A 21,141-nucleotide genomic window follows, 5' to 3' on the forward strand; every position below is an offset into this window, starting at 1 on the left:
GTCACGCGAGCGTGACGAGTCCGAGCTCGTTGTCCCCGGCCAACAGCGGGTGGTGAGGTAGCACGCGCACGGTGTAACCCACTGGCCCCGCGACCGGCAGCGGTGTTGTCGTCGTGAAGATCTCGTTGCCGCCGTCGGCGGTGCCGGTGTGCTGCATAGGCACGGTCACCGGCCCCACCAGCGTGTCCCCGGCATCGACGCGACCCAGTACCGCCTGCACGGATACCTCGTCTGGTGTCAGATCCGCCAGATCGACCGTGGCCGTCAGCGTCAGCTCGGAACCGAGCACCGGGGTGTCCGGCAGCCCGTAGCTGTCGACGTCGGTGATCTGGATCTTCGGCCACGCCTCTGCGACACGTTCCCGGTAGGCCGCCAATTCCCTTGCCGCACCGAACGGTTCACCGTCAGCTCCGGCCTCGACGGTCTTGCGCAGCGATTGGGCGGCTGGTGCGTAGTACTTCTCGGTGTAGTCACGCACCATCCGCGACGCCAGCACCTTCGGCCCAAGCGCTATCAACGTGTGGCGCACCATCTCCACCCACCGCTCGGGCACGCCCTGTTCGTTGCGGTCGTAGAACTTGGGGGCGACGGATTTCTCCATCAGGTCGTACAGAGCCGCGGCCTCGAGATCGTCGCGCCGCCCTTCGTCGGCCAGGCCGTCTGCAGTCGGTATCTCCCAACCGTTTTCGCCGTCATACCACTCATCCCACCAGCCATCGCGAATCGACAGGTTCAGTCCGCCGTTGAGTGCGCTCTTCATGCCCGAGGTTCCGCACGCTTCCAGCGGCCGCAGCGGATTGTTCAGCCACACGTCGCATCCCCAATACAATTGGCGCGCCATCGACATGTCGTAGTCGGGCAGGAACGCGATCCGGTGTCGGACTTCTGGCCTGTCGGCGAACTTCACCACCTGCTGTATCAACGCCTTTCCGCCGTCGTCGGCCGGATGCGACTTGCCCGCGACGATCAGCTGGAGCGGCCGATCCTTGTCGAGCAACAGCTTCTCCAGCCGTTCCGGATCGCGCAGCATCAGCGTCAACCGCTTGTATGTCGGGACGCGTCGAGCGAACCCGATGGTCAACACATTCGGATCGAACGCCGTTGCGATCCAGCGCAATTCGGCCTCCGACGCGCCGCGCTCCAACCAGGATCGTCGCAGCCGCGCACGAACGTCCTCGACCAGCTTCGCGCGCAGCTGCGAGCGGATCCACCACATGTGGCCTGGATCGACCTCGTTCAGCCGACCCCACACCTCTGGCTCGCGCAGCATGCCGAGGTCATCGTTGCCGATGAGTTCGCGGCCCAACTCAAGCCATTCGGGGGCCGCCCAGGTCGGGGCGTGCACGCCGTTTGTGATCGAACCGATCGGCACCTCACCCGGGTCGAACCCTGGCCACAACTCGTTGAACATGCCGCGGCTGACCTTGCCGTGCAGCAGGGAGACGCCATTGGCCCGCTGGGCCAGTCGCAGACCCATGTGCGCCATGTTGAACTTCGACGGGTCGTCCTCGGCCCCGAACCAGATGATGCGCTCCAGCGAAACTCCGGGCAGCAACCGCGAAGATTCAGAGGACGGGCCGCTCGAACCGTGCTCTTCGCGCGAGCGCTCATCGGCTGGGCTGCCGAAGTACCTCTTGACCATCTCGACCGGAAAGCGGTCGATTCCAGCGGGAACGGGCGTGTGCGTGGTGAACACCGTCGATGAGCGCACCACAGTCAGGGCGGTGTCGAAATCCAGCCCGGCGTCGATCAGCTCACGGATGCGCTCGACACCAAGGAACCCGGCGTGGCCCTCGTTCATGTGGAACACTTCGGGCGAAGCCAGCCCCTCGACCTCGGTGAAGGCCCGGATCGCGCGGACACCGCCGATGCCGGCGAGGATCTCCTGCTTTATCCGGTGCTCCTGGTCACCGCCGTAGAGCCGGTCGGTCACGCCGCGCAGATCGTGGTCGTTCTCCGGAATGTCAGAATCCAACAGCAACAACGGAATTCGGCCGACCTGCGCGATCCAGACGCGGGCACGCAGCTCGTTGCCCTCGGGCATCGCGAGTTCGACCAGCACTGGGTTGTCATCGGCATCGGTGAGCAGGCGCAGCGGCAGCCCCTGCGGATCCAGCGACGGGTAACTTTCGTGTTGCCAGCCATCGGCGGTCAACGACTGCCGGAAGTAACCCGACCGGTAGAGCAGTCCGACCGCGATCAGCGGCAGACCGAGGTCGGAGGCGGATTTCAGGTGGTCGCCCGCCAGAATGCCCAGACCACCGGAGTAGTTGGGCAGCACCTCGGCGACGCCGAACTCCATCGAGAAGTACGCGATGCCATTGGGCAGCTGTGCACCTTGGTCGAGTTGCTGCTGGTACCAGAGCGGCCGCGATAGGTAATCGTCCAGTTCGGCGACCAGTTCATCGAGCCGACGGACAAACGATTCGTCGGCGGCGAGCTCGTCGAGCCGTTGGGGGCTGACCTGTCCCAGCAACGCGACCGGATCGCATCCGACCTGCTGCCAGAGCTCTGGGTCGATCGTCGCGAACAAGTCCTGGGTCGGCTTGTCCCATGACCACCTCAGGTTGATCGAAAGCCGTTCGAGCGCCTCCATGCGATCAGGCAGATGGGCGCGGACGGTGAACCTTCTCAGAGCTTTCATCGGGCCATCACGCGACTCAACATTACTGATGTTTCGCCGTCCTGCAGGCTGGTATCCATACCGCTTCACCTCCGCCTGGTTGGGCAGCGCACTACCGTGGGTATAGGCGCAACGAGGCGATTGATGAGCTCGGTGAACGCAGCGTGAAGGAGTGGTAGGAAGTGGTCGGTCGGATCGAGATCGATGACGTCGCCCCCGTCGTATCCGGTGGCCGTTTCCCTGCGAAGGCGGTCGTCGGCGAGATCGTGCCGGTACGCGCGACAGTATGGCGAGAGGGTCATGACGCCGTCGCCGCGACTTTGGTCGTCCGCTGTCACGGTTCGGACTATCCGCAGCTCGTCAAGGGACCGGCCGGTGCGAACCCCATTGCCGCCGAGCCGGTACCCATCGAGACGGTCGTCAATCCGCGCGCGCGCATCACCCGGCATCACCTGCCGATGGCTTTGGGCACCACGCCGGATGTCTTCCACGGCCAGTTCGCCCCCGACAGCGTCGGGCTGTGGACCTTCCGGGTGGAGGCGTGGAGCGATCCGATCACGACGTGGCGCAAGGCCGTCATCGCGAAGCTGGACGCGGGTCAGGGCGAAGAAGAACTGTCCAACGACCTGCTGATGGGGGCGCGGCTGCTCGAACGGGCTGCGACGGGCATTCCGCGCAAGCTGCGGGACCCGATCATCGAGGCGGCGGAGCTGTTGCGTAAGCCCGGTGACCCGTTCACCAGGGCAGGCGCGGCGCTGGCCGACCAGGTGACCGAGTTGCTCGGCGAGTATCCGCTGCGTGAATTGGTCACGCGCGGAGAGTCATACGGCGTGTGGGTGGATCGTCCGCTGGCCCGGTTCAGTTCCTGGTATGAGTTCTTCCCGCGATCGACCGGCGGGTGGGACAAGAAGGGCAAGCCCGTTCACGGGACGTTCGCGACGGCGACCAAGGCGCTTCCCCGCATCGCGGCGATGGGCTTCGACGTGGTCTACCTTCCGCCGATTCACCCGATCGGCAAGGTCCATCGCAAGGGCCGCAACAATTCGGTTACCGCTGCTCCCGGCGACGTGGGCTCACCGTGGGCCATCGGCAGCGACAAGGGCGGCCATGACGCGGTCCATCCCAAGCTGGGCACGATCGAAGACTTCGACGAGTTCGTTTCCGCCACACGCGATCACGGCATGGAGGTCGCCCTCGATTTGGCGCTCCAGTGCGCACCCGATCACCCGTGGGCGAAAGATCACCCGGAATGGTTCACGGTACTGCCCGACGGCACCATCGCCTACGCCGAGAACCCGCCCAAGAAGTACCAGGACATCTACCCGATCAACTTCGACAACGACCCCGCGGGAATCTACGAGGAGGTACTGCGGGTGGTCCGGTTCTGGGTGTCGCACGGAATCAAGGTGTTTCGCGTGGACAACCCGCACACCAAACCACCCGATTTCTGGGCGTGGCTGATCGGCCGGGTCAAGAGCGAAGATCCCGGCGTGCTGTTCCTCGCCGAGGCCTTCACCCGGCCTGCGCGCCTCTACGGTCTGGCCAAACTCGGTTACACGCAGTCGTACACATACTTCACATGGCGCACGGCGAAGTGGGAGCTCACCGAGTTCGGAGAGCAGATCGCGGAGCACGCGGACTACGCGCGCCCCAATCTGTTTGTGAACACGCCGGATATCCTCCACGAGAGCCTGCAGCACGGCGGACCCGGCATGTTCGCGATCCGCGCGGTTCTGGCCGCAACGATGAGCTCGAACTGGGGCGTGTACTCGGGCTACGAGCTGTACGAACACCGGCCGGTCCGCGAAGGCAGCGAGGAGTACCTCAACTCCGAGAAATACGAGTTGAGGCCGCGCGATTTCGAAGCCGCCCTGGCAGACGGTGAATCACTCGAGCCTTTCTTGACGCGGCTCAACGAGATCCGCCGCCTACATCCCGCGCTGCACCAGCTGCGCACCATCAAGTTCCACCACGTCGACAACGACGCGTTGTTGGCCTACAGCAAGTTCGATCCGGTGACGGGCGATCAGGTGCTGGTGGTGGTGACGCTCAACCCGTTCGGCCCCGAAGAAGCGACGCTCTGGCTCGATATGGTTGCGTTGGGGATGGAACCCTACGACCGCTTCTGGGTACGCGACGAAATCACCGGCAACGAATTCCAGTGGGGGCAGGCCAATTACGTGCGCCTCGACCCGGCAAACGCCGTGTCGCACGTGCTGAACATGCCCCAGGTGCCGGCCGAAAAACGACTCAATCTGCTGCGTAGGGAGTGACGAAATGACGCAGACCAACCACCGTACGAGCCCGCACCTGCGGCCGCACACGACTGATCTGAACCGCCTGCTGGCAGGCGAACACCACGACCCCCACTCGATTCTGGGCGCTCATGAGTACGACGGCGATCACACGGTGTTGCGCGCCTACCGGCCGCATGCCGTCGAGGTGGTCGCCATCGTGGGTGGCGAGCGATATCCGTTCGAGCACGTCGAGGGCGGCCTGTTCGCGGTAGCCCTGCCGATGACCAACCTGGCGGACTACCGACTCCAGGTCAGCTACGGCTCGGGCGACGAAGTGCACACCACCGCCGATGCATACCGGTTCCTGCCGACCCTCGGCGAAATCGACCTGCACCTGTTCGCCGAGGGTCGCCATGAGCGGCTCTGGGAGATCCTGGGCGCCCATCCCCGCAGTTTCACCACCGCCGACGGTGTCGTCGACGGTGTGTCCTTCGCGGTGTGGGCGCCGAATGCCAAGGGCGTCAGCCTGATCGGCGAGTTCAACCATTGGGACGGCAACGAAGCACAGCTGCGCGTGCTCGGCTCGACGGGTGTGTGGGAGCTGTTCTGGCCCGGATTCGAGATCGGCGGACTGTACAAGTTCAGGGTGCACGGCGCCGACGGCTCGATCAGTGACCGCGCCGACCCGATGGCATTCGCCACCGAGGTTCCGCCGCAGACGGCGTCGAAAGTCACGAAGAGCGAATACACCTGGAAGGACCAGGACTGGATGGCCCAGCGGGCCAGCCAGAATCCGGTTTTCGAACCGATGAGCACGCTCGAAGTGCACCTGATGTCCTGGCGGCCGGGGCTGAGCTACCGCGAATTGGCCACCGAGCTCACCGAATACGTGGTCTCCAATGGGTTCACACATGTCGAGTTGATGCCGGTGGCCGAGCATCCGTTCGGCGGTTCGTGGGGCTATCAGGTGACGTCGTACTACGCGCCGACATCGCGACTGGGAACTCCCGACGAGTTCCGCCATGTGGTGGACACCCTCCATCAGGCCGGTATCGGCGTGATCATGGACTGGGTTCCCGCGCACTTCCCGAAGGACGCGTGGGCGCTGGGCCGCTTCGACGGCACCGCCCTGTACGAACACTCCGACCCACGACGCGGCGAACAACTCGACTGGGGCACTTACGTTTTCGACTTCGGCCGCCCTGAGGTCCGCAACTTCCTCGTCGCCAACGCGCTGTACTGGCTGCAGGAGTACCACATCGACGGGCTGCGCGTGGATGCGGTCGCATCGATGCTCTACCTGGACTACTCACGACCAGCGGACGGCTGGACACCGAACATCTACGGCGGCCGCGAGAACCTCGAAGCGGTGCAGTTCCTGCAAGAGATGAACGCCACGGTGCACAAGCTCGCGCCAGGCATCGTCACCGTCGCCGAAGAGTCCACGTCCTGGCCGGGCGTGACGCGGCCGACGAACCTTGGCGGCCTTGGTTTCTCGATGAAGTGGAACATGGGCTGGATGAACGACACCCTGGAGTTCATCAAACGCGACCCCATCCACCGCAGCTACCACCACCACGAGATCACGTTCTCGATGCTGTACGCGTTCAGCGAGAACTTCGTGTTGCCCATCAGCCATGACGAAGTGGTGCACGGCAAGGGCACGTTGTGGGGCCGCATCCCGGGCGACGACCACACCAAGGCCGCCGGGTTGCGCGGCCTGCTGGCCTACCAATGGGCCCACCCCGGAAAGCAATTGCTGTTCATGGGGCAGGAGTTCGGGCAGCGCGCCGAGTGGTCCGAGGAGCGCGGCGTCGACTGGTATCAGCTCGACGAGAACAGCTTCTCCACCGGCGTACAGCGCTTCGTCCACGACATGAACGGCGTCTACCGCGGCAGTCGGGCGCTGTGGTCACAGGACAGCAAGCCCGAGGGCTACTCGTGGATTGACGCCAACGACTCGGCCAACAACGTGCTCAGCTTCATGCGGTTCGGCGACGACGGTTCGATGCTGGCGTGCGTGTTCAACTTCTCCGGCTCCGAACACGCCCGTTATCGGCTCGGCCTGCCGCATGCAGGCACGTGGCGGGAGGTGCTCAACTCCGACGCCGACATCTACAACGGTTCGGGCATCGGCAACTACGGTGCGGTCGAGGCGACCGACGAGCCGTGGCACGGCCGTCCGGCATCAGCGGTCATGGTGCTACCGCCGCTGGCAGCGCTGTGGTTCGAACCCGTGGCCCCGGCCTAGCCTTTCGCGCGAACGGCCGACTCAGTACAACGCGTTGGCCAGTTTGCGTCGGCCGGCGATCACCTCGGGATCGGCCGGATCGAAAAGGTCGAACAGCTCGACCAGCCGGGTCCGCACCTTGGTGCGATCATCGTCGGTCTTGCGCTTGAACAACGCGATCAGCCGGTCGAATGCGGCCGCGATGTTCTGCTGCAGAATTTCCACATCGGCTGCGGCGAAGACGGCGTCGATGTCATCGGGTGCGGCGTCGGCCGCAGCCACCGCATCGGGACGATGCGCCGATGCCCGCTGCAGGAACGAGATCTGACGCACCGCACCTTTGGCCTCGGAGTCGTTCGGCCTGGCGTCGAGGATCGCCTGATACGCGGCGCGCGCGGCGTCGAAGTCGCCGGCATCCAGATGCGCCCGCGCCTGGGCCAGCTCGGGATCGACCTGTTCGGGATCCTCTCCGGCGCCTCCGCCGCTGAGTTTTCCTGCGGTCGCGTTGAGCAGCGAGTCGATCCATCCGCGCAACTGCTCGGGCGGCTGCATGCCCTGGAAGCTCGACAGCGGTTGTCCCCCGCCCAACGCCACGACGGTCGGGATCGCCTGGACCCCGAACATCTGCGCTACCCGCGGGACGACGTCGACGTTGACCGTCGCGAGCGACCACTTGCCGCCGTCGGCGGCGGCGAGACTGGCCAGCGCGTCACCCAACTGCACGCTGGCGTCGCTGCGCGGAGACCACAGCAGGACCACGACAGGGACCTGACTGGAGCGGACCAGGACCTCGGCTTCGAGGTTGGCCTCGGTGACCTCTACACCGCCGGACGGTCCGGCGGCGGCGCCACCTGCGGCGGCACTGGCCGGCTTCTTGAGCGCCGAAAGGTCGATCGCACCTGCCATGGAGGCCGCAACGGGACGTGGACGAGTCACGCCTACAAGTTTGTCACGTCGATTCTGGAACCGGCTGCCCTGGTTGCATGATGGCCGCGGACGGAACCGCTGCACCCATTTTGCCGGTCCGATCAGCCCATATGAGGAAGATCACACTGCCCAGCGGCACGATGCTGGCGATCAGCGCCAGCGACCACGTCCCGAACGACCATTTGAATGCGAATCCGACGAGCAATGCGGCCGCCACGAAGGCGACGAAGATCAGTCCGTGGGCCATCCCGAACACCTTGACGCCGATCTCGGTCGGCGAGCTGGCCAGGTACTTGAAATACATTCCGACCAGCAGACCGACCCAACTGACGGCCTCGAGCAGAGCAACCAGTCGGAACCACCCGGCAACGGATCGAAGATCAAGAGCGCCTGTCATGGCCGCCATTGTGCCCGAAACCGACGTGTATTACTACGCGGTGTCGTAGGCGCGGCTCGCCGCGGTCTACGACGTTCAGCCTGCCCGCAGCACCAGCGCGTCGCCCTGGCCCCCGGCGCCGCACAGCGCCGCCACCGCGTACCCAGAACCCTGTTTCTTCCCGTCGCTTCGCTCGCCACGGCGTCGTGACAGCTCAAGGGCGGCGTGCAGGGTGATCCGGGCGCCGGACATGCCGATCGGATGCCCGACGGCGATCGCGCCGCCGTTCACATTGACCTTCTCCGGGTCGACGCCCAACTCCTTCATCGACGCGAGCGCCACCGCCGAGAACGCCTCGTTGATCTCGATTACGTCCAGCTGATCGACCGAGATGCCCTCGCGGGCAATGGCCTTCTTGATGGCGTTGGCCGGCTGCGACTGCAGGGTCGAATCGGGACCCGCCACCACGCCGTGAGCGCCGATCTCACACAGCCAGGTCAGCCCCATCTCCTGGGCCTTCTCCTTGCTCATCACGACGACTGCCGCCGCGCCGTCGGAGATCTGCGACGCCGACCCAGCCGTGATGGTGCCGTCCTTGCGGAACGCCGGCTTGAGTCCGGCCAGGGACTCGGCGGTGGTGTTGGCGCGGATGCCCTCGTCTTCGGTGAACTCGATCGGGTCACCCTTGCGCTGCGGGATGTTCACCGGCACGACCTCGTCGGCGAAGACCCCGTCCTTCCATGCCGCAGCGGCCTTTTGGTGCGAACGTGCCGCAAACTCGTCCTGCTCGGCCCTGGTGAACTGGTCGGCGTCGTTGCGCTGTTCGGTCAGCGCACCCATCGGCTGATCGGTGAAGACGTCGTGCAGACCGTCGTAGGCCAGGTGATCGAGAACGGTGACGTCGCCGTACTTGTAGCCCGCGCGACTGTCCATGAGCAGGTGGGGCGCCTTCGTCATCGATTCCTGGCCGCCCGCGACCACGACCTCGAACTCGCCCGCGCGAATCAATTGATCGGCCAGCGCGATCGCGTCGATTCCGGACAGGCACATCTTGTTGATGGTCAGCGAGGGCACATCCCAGCCGATGCCCGCGGCAACCGCAGCCTGCCTGGCGGGCATTTGCCCAGCACCGGCGGTCAGGACCTGCCCCATGATGACGTAGTCGACGGCCGACGCCGGGATGTTGGCCTTTTCCAGCGCACCGGCGATCGCGACGGCGCCGAGGTCACTACCCGAGAAATCCTTCAGCGAGCCCATCAGCTTGCCGATTGGCGTACGCGCTCCCGCAACGATCACCGACGTCGTCATTTATTTCCTCCAGGAACTGGGTATTCGTAGATGTGGCACATGACACATTCCGCAAACATCTGTCTCAAGGTTACCGTTACGTGATGACCACTGAACAAGTAGACGCACGTCCGGCGCTCGCCAGCGCCCTCGTGACGGCTATCGATCATGTCGGCATCGCGGTCCCCGACCTCGACGCCGCCATCAAGTGGTACCACGACCACCTCGGCATGATCGTCCTGCACGAAGAGATCAACGAGGACCAGGGTGTGCGCGAGGCAATGCTCTCGGTGCGCGGCGCGCCCGTCGGCAGCGCGCAGATTCAGCTCATGGCGCCACTCGACGAGACCTCGGCCATCGCGAAGTTCCTCGACAAGCGCGGACCCGGCCTGCAGCAGCTGGCGTATCGCACCAGCGACATCGACGCGCTCAGCGAGCGGCTTCGCGCCGAGGGTATGCGCCTGCTCTATGACGAGCCTCGTCGCGGCACAGCCGATTCACGGATCAACTTCATCCATCCCAAGGATGCCGGCGGCGTCCTCATCGAGCTCGTCGAGCCTGCCGCCGATCACTGACGCTGGCTTCGGAACCGAGTTCGTCACGACCACTTGCGAGTAGGCCCCCGAGTACCTCGGTGGGTCCAGCACGGCGTATGCCAATGACGCCGGTCTTCTGACGCCTGTTCGCCGCGATCTGCCGGCCACACGAGTACATGCGCAGTGCCAGGGCGTATTTCGTGGTCGCATCCGGGGCAGCGGTAGGTCTTCGTCGCCCGCGCGGCCGAAACCGGACGGACTTCGTAGTCATATCCGTCCGGCCCTGTCTCGATCCGCCTGCTCTGCGGTAGCGGCGGTACAGCGCGTTGCTTGCGCGGCGATGGACGGCGCCGGGGCATGGGTTAGAAGAGCCGGAACTCGTCGCTGTCCATGCCGCGCATCTGGTCGTAGTCCAAAGTCACGCAACGGATCCCACGGTCGGTCGCCAGCGTGCGAGCCTGGGGCTTGATCTGCTGGGCGGCGAAAACTCCCGCGACGGGCGCCAGCACGGTGTCGCGGTTGAGGAGTTCGAGGTAACGGGTGAGCTGTTCGACGCCGTCGATCTCGCCCCGCCGTTTGATCTCGACGGCGACCGAGCCGCCCTTCTCGTCTCGACACAGCAAGTCCACCGGCCCGATCGCGGTCATGTACTCGCGGCGCACCAGTGAATAGCCCGCACCGAGCAGCTCGACGTGTTCGGCGAGCAGCTCCTGCAGATGCGCTTCGACACCGTCCTTCACCAATCCCGGATCGACACCGAGTTCGTGGCTGGAGTCATGCTCGATGGCCTCGACGGTGATCCGAAGCTGCTCTCCCGCCTTGTTCTCGACCACCCATACGGGCGTGGGCCCGTCGGGTTCCTCGGTGAGCCAGCAGGGCGGGCTCATCCAGTTGAGCGGCTTGTACGCGCGATCGTCGGCGTGGACACTGACCGAGCCGTCGGCCTTGATGAGGAGCAGGCGGCGGGCCGACGGCAGATGAGCTGTCAGGCGCCCGACGTAGTCGACGGTGCACTGGGCGATGACGAGACGCACCCGAACCACCTTAGGGGGCCGGACGGCAACCTAGGCTTTAGCCACGATGACGGCCAACAAGAGCGTTCCGCAGCGGCTGGGCCGTGTCCTCGAGAAGGTGACACGCCAGAGCGGCCGACTGCCGGATACTCCGGAATTCGGCTCCTGGCTGCTGGGCAAGCCTTCGGAAAGTCAGCTCCGCCGCCGTATTCGTATCCAGCTGATCCTCACGTTCTTCATCTTGCTCACGAACATGCTCGGCATCGGCGTCGCGCTGCTGATGATCGCGGTCGCCATCCCGGTCCCCAGCATCTTCAGTGACGCACCCGCATGGCTGACGTGGGCCGTGGCGCCCGGATACATGGCCTTCGCCCTGATCGTCGGCACTGTCTGGATCACCTCACGGATCGTCAACTCGCTGCGGTGGGCAATCGAAGAGCGCCCGCCGACCCGGGCCGATCAACGCAACGTCTTCTTTGCGCCGTGGCGGGTGGCGAAGATGCTGCTGTTCCTGTGGGGCGTCGGCGCAGTCCTGCTGACCACCTGGTACGGGATCTATGACACCGCGTTCATTCCGCGGTTCCTCTTGGCGGTGAGTTTCTGCGGCATCGTCGTCGCCACCGGGTGTTACCTGATCACGGAGTTCGCACTGCGTCCCGTCGCCGCTCAGGCCCTCGAGGCCGGTCGTCCACCACGTCGGTTGGCACACGGCGTGATGGGCCGCACGATGACCGTCTGGTTGCTCAGCTCGGGCGTGCCCGTGCTCGGCATCCTCCTGCTCGCCGTCTTCGCGGTGTCGCTACAGAATCTCTCCGCCACCCAGTTCGCGGTCGCCGTGGGCATTCTGGCGGTGGTGGCATTGACCTTCGGCTGGGTTCTCATGCTGCTGTTGTCGTGGCTGATCGCGACACCGGTGCGGGTCGTGCGTGCCGCGCTGCAAAGGGTGGAGCAGGGGGATCTGGACACGAATCTGGTGGTGTTCGACGGCACCGAGCTCGGCGAATTGCAACGCGGTTTCAACTCGATGGTCGAAGGCCTCAAGGAGCGGGAACGCGTGCGCGACCTTTTCGGTCGACACGTGGGTCGCGAGGTTGCCGCCGCGGCCGAGAAGGAACGGCCGAAATTGGGCGGCGAAGAACGGCACGTCGCGGTGATCTTTGTTGACATCATCGGCTCGACACAGCTGGTGACCGGCAGGCCCGCAACCGAAGTCGTCGATCTGCTCAATCGGTTCTTTGCGGTGATCGTGGAGGAAGTCGATCGCCACCACGGTTTCGTGAACAAATTCGAGGGCGACGCGGCCCTCGCCGTCTTCGGCGCACCGGTTCACCTCGACAGCCCGGAGGAGGAAGGCCTCGCCGCCGCGCGGGCGATCGCGCGGCGCATCCGCGAAGAGGTACCCGAATGCGAGGCCGGCATCGGCGTCGCGGCCGGTGAGGCCGTCGCCGGAAATGTCGGCGCCAAGGAGCGCTTCGAGTACACCGTGATCGGTGAGCCGGTCAACGAGGCTGCACGGCTCTGCGAGCTGGCGAAGGACTCACCCGGTCACCTGCTCGCGTCCTCTGATGCGGTCTCAGCCGTCAACGAGGAAGAACGCGCGCACTGGACGCTCGGCGATTCGGTGACTCTGCGTGGCCACGACGTACCGACCCGGCTCGCACTTCCGGTCTGATCATCAGAGGGCGCTTTTCGTCACATCGTCCGCGATGTAAGTGGTACCAGGCGTCACAGTAATTATAATCGTGGATGTGCACGGTTCGATTGCCCCCGAGGGTCTGTTGAGGATCGAGGACTGTCTCGACGCCGACGGCGGCATCGTGCTGCCGCCCGGTACGACCCTGATATCGCTGATCGATCGCAACATCGCCAGCGTCGGCGACACCGTCGCCTACCGCTATCTGGATTTCGCCGGCTCGGCCGACGGACGCGCCATGGAATTGACCTGGAACCAGCTGGGCCGTCGGATGCAGGCGATAGGCGCGCGCGTCCAGAGTCTCGCGTCGCGGGGCGACCGCGTGGCGATCCTGGCCCCGCAGGGCCTCGACTACGTTGCGGCATTCTTCGCCGCAGTCAAAGCGGGGACGATCGCGGTGCCGTTGTTCGCCCCCGAACTCCAAGGGCACGCCGAACGTCTCGAAACGGCACTGACAGACGCCCGTCCGGCGGCAATCCTGACGACCACCGCGGCGGCCCGCGCCGTGCGCGATTTCCTCGCGGGCTTCGCTTTCGCGCCCGATGTGCCGGTCATCGCAGTCGATGACATTCCGGACTCGGCCGCCGAGACATTCGGTCCCGTCGACCTCGACGTCGATGACGTCTCACACCTGCAATACACCTCGGGCTCCACACGGCCGCCGGTCGGGGTGGAGATCACGCACCGCGCGGTCGGGACGAATCTGCTGCAGATGATCCTGTCCATCGATCTGCTCGACCGAAACACCCACGGCGTCAGCTGGTTACCGCTGTACCACGACATGGGGTTGTCGATGATCGGGTTCCCGGCGGTATACGGCGGCCACTCAACGCTGATGTCGCCGACCGCGTTCATTCGTCGCCCGCAGCGCTGGATCCGGGCGTTGTCGGACGGATCCCGGGAGGGACGAGTGGTCACCGCCGCGCCGAACTTCGCCTACGCGTACACGGCGCAGCGCGGCGTGCCCGCGACGGGCGAGGACGTCGACCTCGCCAACGTGGTGATGATCATCGGCTCCGAGCCGGTCAGCATCGACGCGATCACGGCGTTCAACGATGCGTTTGCGCCATTCGGGTTGCCGGCCACGGCAATCAAGCCGTCGTACGGAATCGCCGAAGCAACGCTCTTCGTGTCGACCATCGCTCCATCCGCCACAGCCACGGCCGCGTACTTCGACCGGGGCCGGCTGGCCGAAGGTGTGGCGGTGCGGGTCGCGGCGGATGCGGACAACGCGGTGGCACAGGTGTCGTGTGGCCAGATCGCGCGCAGCGAGTGGGCAGTCATCGTCGACCCTCAAGCCCACACCGAACTGGCCGACGGTCAGGTAGGCGAGATCTGGTTGCACGGAGACAACACCGCTCGGCGGTACTGGGGGCAGCCCGAGGCGTCGCGGCTGACGTTCGACGCCACGCTGCGGTCACGCCTGCTGCCGCGAAGTCACGCCGACGGTGCGCCGGCCGACGGGACATGGTTGCGCACAGGCGATCTCGGGGTCTACCTCGATGGCGAGCTGTATGTCATCGGCAGACGTGCGGACGCGATCCGCGTCGACGGACTCCACCACTACCCGCAGGACGTCGAGGCGACGGCGCAGTCCGCTTCGCCGATGGTGCGCGGGGGGTATGTCGCGGCATTCGCCACCGACTCCGGCGTCGTCATCGTCGCCGAACGCGCGTCAGGCACCCGCGGCACCGATCCTGATACCGCGGCCGAGGCGATCCGCGCAGCCGTCACGCGCATCCACGGACTATCGATTGCAGACGTCCGATTCGTACCGGCGGGCGCGATCCCGCGCACGACGAGCGGCAAGGTGGCCCGTCGGGCATGCCGAGCCGAGTACCTCAGCGGCGCACTACGGGGATAGTCGGCAGGTCAACTCTCGCCACCGCCCACCTCCGCGGGCAGCGGTGGCGGCAACGGCGTTGTCGGCGCTGATGTCTCAGCCGGCGCCGGCGATCCGCCCACGCCGGACTGCTGCGGAGAGTTGAAGTCCACCATCGTCTCGTCGCGAATCACCTCTTTGCCCGCGCTGACGACCAACGAGTCTTCGGTCACCCAATAGGTGATGCCATGGTTTTCGGCGGTGTACCCGTCGGTGGACTTGGCCGCCGGGACGATCAGTTTGGCGCCGTCGCTCAATCGCACTCCGCGATATTCGTACTCGCCGTCGGCCTCGCAGATGGCCACGCGAGACGTTGCGGTGCTGCCGAAGACGACGGCCTGACTCGACGAGGGGCACCGAGCGGTCGAGTCGATGTAGCCCTGATCATCTGCGGTGGGCGCCGCGGTAGCCGGCCCCAATCCGATGATGGCCAGCGTTGAGCACGCCACCGCACCGGCGGCCAGGCGAAGGGCAGTCAGCCCGGGAGTCGACATCACTCCATCCACCAGAGCACGTTCTCGCTGGCAATGCGAGTAGAGATGCCGACACTTGACGAGATCGTTAGCGCCTCGAAATCGGCGCCCCACGACGATGTCGGTTTTCCGCCAGTGATGTCGGTGGGCACGTGTAATCGTTGACTTGTGCACGACGATTTCGATCGCTGTTACCGAGCCGTCCAGTCCAAGGACGCGCGGTTCGACGGCTGGTTCGTCACCGCCGTGCTGACCACGAAAATCTACTGCAGGCCCAGCTGTCCGGTGCGCCCGCCGTATGCCCGCAACATGCGGTTCTACCCCACCGCCGCCGCCGCACAGAAAGCCGGCTTCCGCGCCTGCAAGCGATGCCGGCCGGACGCCTCACCCGGGTCGCCGGAGTGGAATGTGCGTGGCGACGTGGTCGCGCGGGCGATGCGACTCATCTCGGATGGCACAGTCGACCGTGAGGGCGTCGCCGGCCTGGCTGCCCGCGTCGGATACACCACGCGTCAGCTGGAACGGCTGCTGCAGGCAGAGGTTGGGGCGAACCCCCTTGCGCTGGCGCGAGCGCAACGCGCTCAGACCGCCCGTGTGCTGATCGAAACCACCGAATTGCCGTTCAGTGATGTCGCATTCGCGGCGGGCTTCTCCAGCATCCGTCAGTTCAACGACACGGTGCGCGCGGTATGCGACCTGACCCCGACGGCGTTGCGACAACGGGCACGTTCGAGGTTCGGTCGCGGAGAGAGCGCGACGGGCGCGTTGTCCCTGCGGCTACCGGTGCGCATGCCGTTCGCATACGAGGGCCTGTTCGGCCACCTGGCGGCGAGCGCGGTTCCGGGCGTCGAGGAGGTGCGTGCGGGCAGCTACCGGCGGACGCTGAGATTGGCGAATGGCAACGGAATCGTCAGTCTCACACCACAACCCGACCATGTGAAGTGCGAGATCAGGCTGGACGACTTTCGGGATCTCGCCGCGGCGATAGCACGATGCCGGCGTCTGCTCGACTTGGACGCGGATCCGGAGGCGGTCGTCGACGCGCTCGGCGCCGATCCGGACCTCGGTGCGTTGGTCGCCAAGGCGCCGGGGCAGCGAATTCCGCGGACCGTCGACGAGCAGGAGCTGGCACTGCGGGTCGTGCTCGGTCAGCAGGTGTCCGTCAAGGCCGCACGCACCCACGCCGCCCGTCTCGTGACCGCCTACGGTCAGCCCGTCGCCGACGCAGATGGCGGCCTCACGCATGTGTTCCCCTCGGTCGAGGATCTCGCTGAGATCGACCCGGCGCACCTGGCGTTTCCGAAGTCCCGCCAGCGGACGCTGATCACGCTGATCACGGCGCTGGCCAAGCGGGATGTGGTGCTCGACGCAGGATGCGACTGGGATCGTGCGCGTGTGCAACTGCTGGAACTGCCCGGCATCGGACCATGGACCGCCGAGGTCATCGCAATGCGCGGCCTTGGCGACCCTGACGCTTTTCCCTCCAGTGACCTCGGAGTGCGGATCGCGGCACAGCAGTTGGGCATACCGGCAGAGCCGCGTCCGCTCACCGAACACAGCATGCAATGGCGACCGTGGCGGTCGTATGCCACCCAGCATTTGTGGACAGCTTTGGATCACGCGGTCAACGAATGGCCGCCGAAGGAGAACTGATGGAAGCGTTGCAATTTCGGAAAATGGACAGCCCGGTTGGACTACTCACGTTGGCCGGCAAGGACGGGCGGTTGCGGCATTTGCGGATGGTCGATCAGACCTATGAGCCGAGCCGCGACGGTTGGGAACACGACGACACGGCGTTCCCCGATGCCGTTGAGCAGCTGGAGGCTTATTTCGCCCGGGAGAGAACCGATTTCGATCTGAGCCTTGATCTCATCGGCACCGAGTTCCAGCGACGGGTGTGGGCTGCCCTGCTCACGATCCCTTATGGCGAGACTCGGACCTACGGCGAGATCGCAAGGCAGATCGGCACACCCGGAGCCTTTCGGGCGGTGGGTCTGGCCAATGGTCACAACCCGATCGGCATCATCGTGCCCTGCCATCGGGTCATCGGATCCAACGGCAGTCTCACCGGATACGGCGGCGGTTTGGACCGCAAGCGGGCACTGCTCGACATGGAGAAGGCGCACAACGGTACGGCGCAGACGTTGTTCTAGCTCAAGCTATCCCACAAATGCCTTTGCCCCCCAATTGAATTGGGGGGCAAAGGGCTTTAATTTGTGTTCGGCGGTGTCCTACTTTTCCACCCGGGTTGGGTAGTATCATCGGCGCTGGCAGGCTTAGCTTCCGGGTTCGGGATGGGTCCGGGCGTTTCCCTGCCGCTATTGACCGCCGTAACTTTATTCACTTGTCAAAGTGACCCACCTGTGTGGTGGGGGGTTTGTGTGTCCCTGGTTATTTGGTGGTGGGGCGCAGTGGTTTGATGCGCGTGGATGTGTGGTTGCGAGTTTGTGTGTAAGTTTTCGGCCGGTTAGTGCCAGTTCCCTGAACACATTGCTGTGCGTGTAGGTCTGGTCTATTGATCCCGTGGTCTGCGGGGGGCCTTATCCCACTTAATGGGTGAGAAGCCTGGTCTTGGAGGGGGTTTCCCGCTTAGATGCTTTCAGCGGTTATCCTGTCCGAACGTGGCTATCCAGCGGTGCCCCTGGTGGGACAACTGGTGGACCAGAGGTTCGTCCGTCCCGGTCCTCTCGTACTAGGGACAGGTTTCCTCAAGCTTCTGACGCGCGCGGCGGATAGAGACCGAACTGTCTCACGACGTTCTAAACCCAGCTCGCGTGCCGCTTTAATGGGCGAACAGCCCAACCCTTGGGACCTGCTCCAGCCCCAGGATGCGACGAGCCGACATCGAGGTGCCAAACCATCCCGTCGATATGGACTCTTGGGGAAGATCAGCCTGTTATCCCCGGGGTACCTTTTATCCGTTGAGCGACACCCCTTCCACTCGGGGGTGCCGGATCACTAGTCCCGACTTTCGTCCCTGCTTGACGTGTAGGTCTCGCAGTCAAGCTCCCTTGTGCACTTACACTCAACACCTGATTGCCGTCCAGGTTGAGGGAACCTTTGGGCGCCTCCGTTACATTTTAGGAGGCAACCGCCCCAGTTAAACTACCCACCAGGCACTGTCCCTGAACCGGATATACGGTTCGAGGTTAGAGGCCCAATACGATCAGAGTGGTATTTCAACAACGACTCCACACACACTGGCGTGCGTGTTTCACAGTCTCCCACCTATCCTACACAAACCGTATCGAGCACCAATACCAAGTTGTAGTGAAGGTCCCGGGGTCTTTTCGTCCTGCCGCGCGTAACGAGCATCTTTACTCGTAATGCAATTTCGCCGAGTCTATGGTTGAGACAGCTGAGAAGTCGTTACGCCATTCGTGCAGGTCGGAACTTACCCGACAAGGAATTTCGCTACCTTAGGATGGTTATAGTTACCACCGCCGTTTACTGGGGCTTAAATTCTCCGCTTCACCCTTGCGGGTTAACGGGTCCTCTTAACCTTCCAGCACCGGGCAGGCGTCAGTCCGTATACATCGTCTTGCGACTTCGCACGGACCTGTGTTTTTAGTAAACAGTCGCTTCTCACTGGTTTGTGCCACCGGATCCCGCTGCCGGCCGCGAAGGCCTTGACGGTGTTCCGGTCCCCCTTCTCCCGAAGTTACGGGGGCATTTTGCCGAGTTCCTTAACCATAGTTCACTCGTACGCCTTGGTATTCTCTACCTGACCACCTGTGTTGGTTTGGGGTACGGGCCGTGTATACGCTCGCTAGAGGCTTTTCTCGACAGCATAGGATCACCGAATTCGCCTCACTCGGCTATGCATCACCTCTCAGGGAATACGACATCCGGATTTGCCTAGATGTCCCCCTACGGGTTTGCCCCAGTATTACCACTGACTGGTACGGCTGCCTTCCTGCGTCACCCCATCGCTTGACTACTACCCACCCGGGTCCCACGCAGCCGGTAGACCCCATTGACCCGAAGGTCGCCGGTGGACCACCATTTGGGTGGTTAGCAGAGTGGATTCATCAGGGACGCTTATACACGGGTACGGGAATATCAACCCGTTGTCCATCGACTACGCCTGTCGGCCTCGCCTTAGGTCCCGACTCACCCTGGGCGGACTGGCCTGGCCCAGGAACCCTTGGTCTTTCGGCGGGCAAGGTTCTCACTTGCCTTATCGCTACTCATGCCTGCATTCTCACTCCCACACCCTCCACCACCAGATCACTCTGTGGCTTCACCGGATGCAGGACGCTCCCTACCCAACGTCACCCCAAAGGGGTGGTCGTTGCCGCGGCTTCGGCGGTGTGCTTGAGCCCCGCTACATTATCGGCGCACAATCACTTGACCAGTGAGCTATTACGCACTCTTTCAAGGGTGGCTGCTTCTAAGCCAACCTCCTGGTTGTCTTCGCGACTGCACATCCTTTTCCACTTAGCACACGCTTAGGGGCCTTAGCCGGCGATCTGGGCTGTTTCCCTCTCGACGCACGGAGCTTATCCCCCGCCGTCTCACTGCCACACTCTTTGACTTGTCGGCATTCGGAGTTTGGCTGACGTCAGTAACCTAGTAGGGCCCATCGGCCATCCAGTAGCTCTACCTCCAACAAGAAACGTGTAACGCTGCACCTAAATGCATTTCGGGGAGAACCAGCTATCACGGAGTTTGATTGGCCTTTCACCCCTACCCACAACTCATCCCCTCAGTCTTCAACCTAAGTGGGTTCGGGCCTCCACAACATCTTACTGCTGCTTCACCCTGGCCATGGGTAGATCACTCCGCTTCGGGTCCAGAACACACCACTACACCAACCCCTACGGATTGGATACGCCCTATTCAGACTCGCTTTCGCTGCGGCTACCCCACCCGGGTTAACCTCGCGACATGTCCCTGACTCGCAGGCTCATTCTTCAAAAGGCACGCCATCACCCCACACATAAAGCGAGGGCTCTGACGGATTGTAGGCACACGGTTTCAGGTACTCTTTCACTCCCCTCCCGGGGTACTTTTCACCATTCCCTCACGGTACTAATCCGCTATCGGTCACTGGGAAGTATTCAGGCTTACCGGGTGGTCCCGGCAGATTCACAGCAGATTCCACGGGCCCGCTGCTACTCGGGGACAGTTCCACGAAAGCCATCAAGTTTTCGGTTACGGGGCTCTCACCCTCTACGACAGGCCATCCCAGACCACTTCACCTAACCCAATGGTTTATCACTTTCGCCCTGGCCGGCGGACCAGAGAAGAAACGCCCCACAACACCGCACACACAACCCCCGCCGGGTATCACATGCACACGGTTTAGCCATCCTCCGCTTTCGCTCGCCACTACTCACGGAATCACACTTGTTTTCTCTTCCTACGGGTACTGAGATGTTTCACTTCCCGCGTTCCCCCGTTACCTATGTATTCAGTAACGGGTGACACGACATCACTCGTGCCGGGTTTCCCCATTCGGACATCCTCGGATCAACGCTCGGTTGACAGCTCCCCGAGGCATAACGCAGCCTCCCACGTCCTTCATCGGCTCCCAGTGCCAAGGCATCCACCATGCGCCCTTAAACACTTACAACACAAAACAGTTAAAAATTCTCGGAAGAATCAAAAATTGCATTATCACGCACACAAAAACACCAACCCCCGAAGGAGCCGGCGCCCTCACATGCGAGATGCTCGCAACCACTATCCACAAATCAAACACCACACCCCACCACCAAAGCAGGGCGACAACCAATCCCTATCCCCGGTTTCCCACACTCGGGACGAAGAGATAGCGGGCTTGTTGCCTCAAAGCCCAATAGTGTGTCCGATGATTTCCCGCATGACTCAATTTCCCTTGAGCCACAACACGTTTGTTG

General features: G+C 63.8%; 14 protein-coding genes and 2 rRNA genes. 7 read left to right on the forward strand and 9 right to left on the reverse strand.

The window, feature by feature from the left end:
* Position 1: 1 nt before the first annotated feature.
* Positions 2 to 2,644 (reverse strand): glycosyltransferase family 1 protein, encoded by a 2,643-nt coding sequence (locus tag G6N42_RS13430; protein ID WP_163730035.1) that lies wholly within the window; start codon positions 2,642 to 2,644, stop codon positions 2 to 4.
* Between the two features lie 161 nt (positions 2,645 to 2,805).
* On the opposite strand from G6N42_RS13430, the gene G6N42_RS13435 reads away from it, so the two are divergent.
* Positions 2,806 to 4,896 (forward strand): alpha-1,4-glucan--maltose-1-phosphate maltosyltransferase, encoded by a 2,091-nt coding sequence (locus G6N42_RS13435; protein ID WP_163730036.1) that lies wholly within the window; start codon positions 2,806 to 2,808, stop codon positions 4,894 to 4,896.
* 4 nt (positions 4,897 to 4,900) lie between these two features.
* Positions 4,901 to 7,111, forward strand: a complete 2,211-nt coding sequence (gene glgB, locus G6N42_RS13440) for a 1,4-alpha-glucan branching protein GlgB (protein WP_163730037.1) — start codon at positions 4,901 to 4,903, stop codon at positions 7,109 to 7,111.
* A gap of 21 nt (positions 7,112 to 7,132) precedes the next feature.
* On the opposite strand, the gene G6N42_RS13445 is transcribed toward glgB, so the two are convergent.
* From G6N42_RS13445 to G6N42_RS13455, 3 genes are all read right to left on the reverse strand, one after another.
* On the reverse strand, positions 7,133 to 8,026 hold the full coding sequence (locus tag G6N42_RS13445; RefSeq protein WP_174262074.1) for a co-chaperone YbbN: 894 nt from the start codon (positions 8,024 to 8,026) through the stop codon (positions 7,133 to 7,135).
* A 13-nt stretch (positions 8,027 to 8,039) separates the two neighbouring features.
* Positions 8,040 to 8,423 (reverse strand): DUF3817 domain-containing protein, encoded by a 384-nt coding sequence (locus tag G6N42_RS13450; RefSeq protein ID WP_163730038.1) that lies wholly within the window; start codon positions 8,421 to 8,423, stop codon positions 8,040 to 8,042.
* Between the two features lie 66 nt (positions 8,424 to 8,489).
* On the reverse strand, positions 8,490 to 9,701 hold the full coding sequence (locus G6N42_RS13455) for an acetyl-CoA C-acetyltransferase (RefSeq protein WP_163730039.1): 1,212 nt from the start codon (positions 9,699 to 9,701) through the stop codon (positions 8,490 to 8,492).
* Positions 9,702 to 9,781: 80 nt separating this feature from the next.
* Here G6N42_RS13455 and mce point away from each other — a divergent pair, with 80 nt between their 5' ends.
* Complete coding sequence (gene mce / locus G6N42_RS13460) at positions 9,782 to 10,255, forward strand: methylmalonyl-CoA epimerase (RefSeq protein WP_434059582.1); 474 nt, start codon at positions 9,782 to 9,784, stop codon at positions 10,253 to 10,255.
* Between the two features lie 23 nt (positions 10,256 to 10,278).
* Here mce and G6N42_RS31200 read toward each other — a convergent pair whose 3' ends face one another.
* Together G6N42_RS31200 and nucS are read right to left on the reverse strand one after the other, a co-directional pair.
* Positions 10,279 to 10,575: an Rv1322 family protein gene (locus tag G6N42_RS31200; RefSeq protein ID WP_163730041.1), complete on the reverse strand. Its 297-nt coding sequence runs from the start codon at positions 10,573 to 10,575 to the stop codon at positions 10,279 to 10,281.
* A gap of 3 nt (positions 10,576 to 10,578) precedes the next feature.
* Positions 10,579 to 11,250: an endonuclease NucS gene (gene nucS / locus G6N42_RS13470; RefSeq protein ID WP_083125558.1), complete on the reverse strand. Its 672-nt coding sequence runs from the start codon at positions 11,248 to 11,250 to the stop codon at positions 10,579 to 10,581.
* Between the two features lie 46 nt (positions 11,251 to 11,296).
* Here nucS and G6N42_RS13475 point away from each other — a divergent pair, with 46 nt between their 5' ends.
* Both G6N42_RS13475 and G6N42_RS13480 read left to right on the forward strand, forming a co-directional pair.
* Positions 11,297 to 12,901 carry an adenylate/guanylate cyclase domain-containing protein gene (locus G6N42_RS13475; RefSeq protein ID WP_163730042.1) on the forward strand — a complete coding sequence of 535 codons (1,605 nt, stop codon included), beginning with the start codon at positions 11,297 to 11,299 and terminating at the stop codon, positions 12,899 to 12,901.
* A gap of 76 nt (positions 12,902 to 12,977) precedes the next feature.
* Positions 12,978 to 14,786: a fatty acyl-AMP ligase gene (locus G6N42_RS13480; RefSeq protein WP_163730043.1), complete on the forward strand. Its 1,809-nt coding sequence runs from the start codon at positions 12,978 to 12,980 to the stop codon at positions 14,784 to 14,786.
* 8 nt (positions 14,787 to 14,794) lie between these two features.
* Here G6N42_RS13480 and G6N42_RS13485 read toward each other — a convergent pair whose 3' ends face one another.
* Complete coding sequence (locus G6N42_RS13485; RefSeq protein WP_163737473.1) at positions 14,795 to 15,298, reverse strand: hypothetical protein; 504 nt, start codon at positions 15,296 to 15,298, stop codon at positions 14,795 to 14,797.
* Between the two features lie 147 nt (positions 15,299 to 15,445).
* Between G6N42_RS13485 and G6N42_RS13490 the strand changes: the two genes are divergently transcribed.
* Both G6N42_RS13490 and G6N42_RS13495 read left to right on the forward strand, forming a co-directional pair.
* On the forward strand, positions 15,446 to 16,930 hold the full coding sequence (locus G6N42_RS13490) for a DNA-3-methyladenine glycosylase 2 family protein (protein WP_163730044.1): 1,485 nt from the start codon (positions 15,446 to 15,448) through the stop codon (positions 16,928 to 16,930).
* Complete coding sequence (locus G6N42_RS13495; protein WP_163730045.1) at positions 16,930 to 17,430, forward strand: methylated-DNA--[protein]-cysteine S-methyltransferase; 501 nt, start codon at positions 16,930 to 16,932, stop codon at positions 17,428 to 17,430. Before G6N42_RS13490 ends, G6N42_RS13495 begins: the two co-directional genes overlap by 1 nt.
* Positions 17,431 to 17,495: 65 nt before the next feature.
* Here G6N42_RS13495 and rrf read toward each other — a convergent pair.
* Positions 17,496 to 17,610, reverse strand: a 5S ribosomal RNA gene (gene rrf / locus G6N42_RS13500).
* A gap of 114 nt (positions 17,611 to 17,724) precedes the next feature.
* Positions 17,725 to 20,855 (reverse strand): 23S ribosomal RNA (locus tag G6N42_RS13505).
* Positions 20,856 to 21,141 lie beyond the last annotated feature (286 nt).

The sequence above is a fragment of the Mycobacterium gallinarum genome (assembly GCF_010726765.1).
Classification (GTDB): domain Bacteria; phylum Actinomycetota; class Actinomycetes; order Mycobacteriales; family Mycobacteriaceae; genus Mycobacterium; species Mycobacterium gallinarum.

Coding starts and splice junctions, on each gene's coding strand:
- G6N42_RS13450 (WP_163730038.1), bottom strand. CDS start 8,423: ATGGCGGCCATGACAGGCGCTCTTGATCTTCGATCCGTTGCCGGGTGG.
- G6N42_RS13455 (WP_163730039.1), bottom strand. CDS start 9,701: ATGACGACGTCGGTGATCGTTGCGGGAGCGCGTACGCCAATCGGCAAG.
- G6N42_RS13495 (WP_163730045.1), top strand. CDS start 16,930: ATGGAAGCGTTGCAATTTCGGAAAATGGACAGCCCGGTTGGACTACTC.
- G6N42_RS13475 (WP_163730042.1), top strand. CDS start 11,297: ATGACGGCCAACAAGAGCGTTCCGCAGCGGCTGGGCCGTGTCCTCGAG.
- G6N42_RS13485 (WP_163737473.1), bottom strand. CDS start 15,298: ATGTCGACTCCCGGGCTGACTGCCCTTCGCCTGGCCGCCGGTGCGGTG.
- G6N42_RS31200 (WP_163730041.1), bottom strand. CDS start 10,575: ATGCCCCGGCGCCGTCCATCGCCGCGCAAGCAACGCGCTGTACCGCCG.
- G6N42_RS13430 (WP_163730035.1), bottom strand. CDS start 2,644: ATGAAAGCTCTGAGAAGGTTCACCGTCCGCGCCCATCTGCCTGATCGC.
- glgB (WP_163730037.1), top strand. CDS start 4,901: ATGACGCAGACCAACCACCGTACGAGCCCGCACCTGCGGCCGCACACG.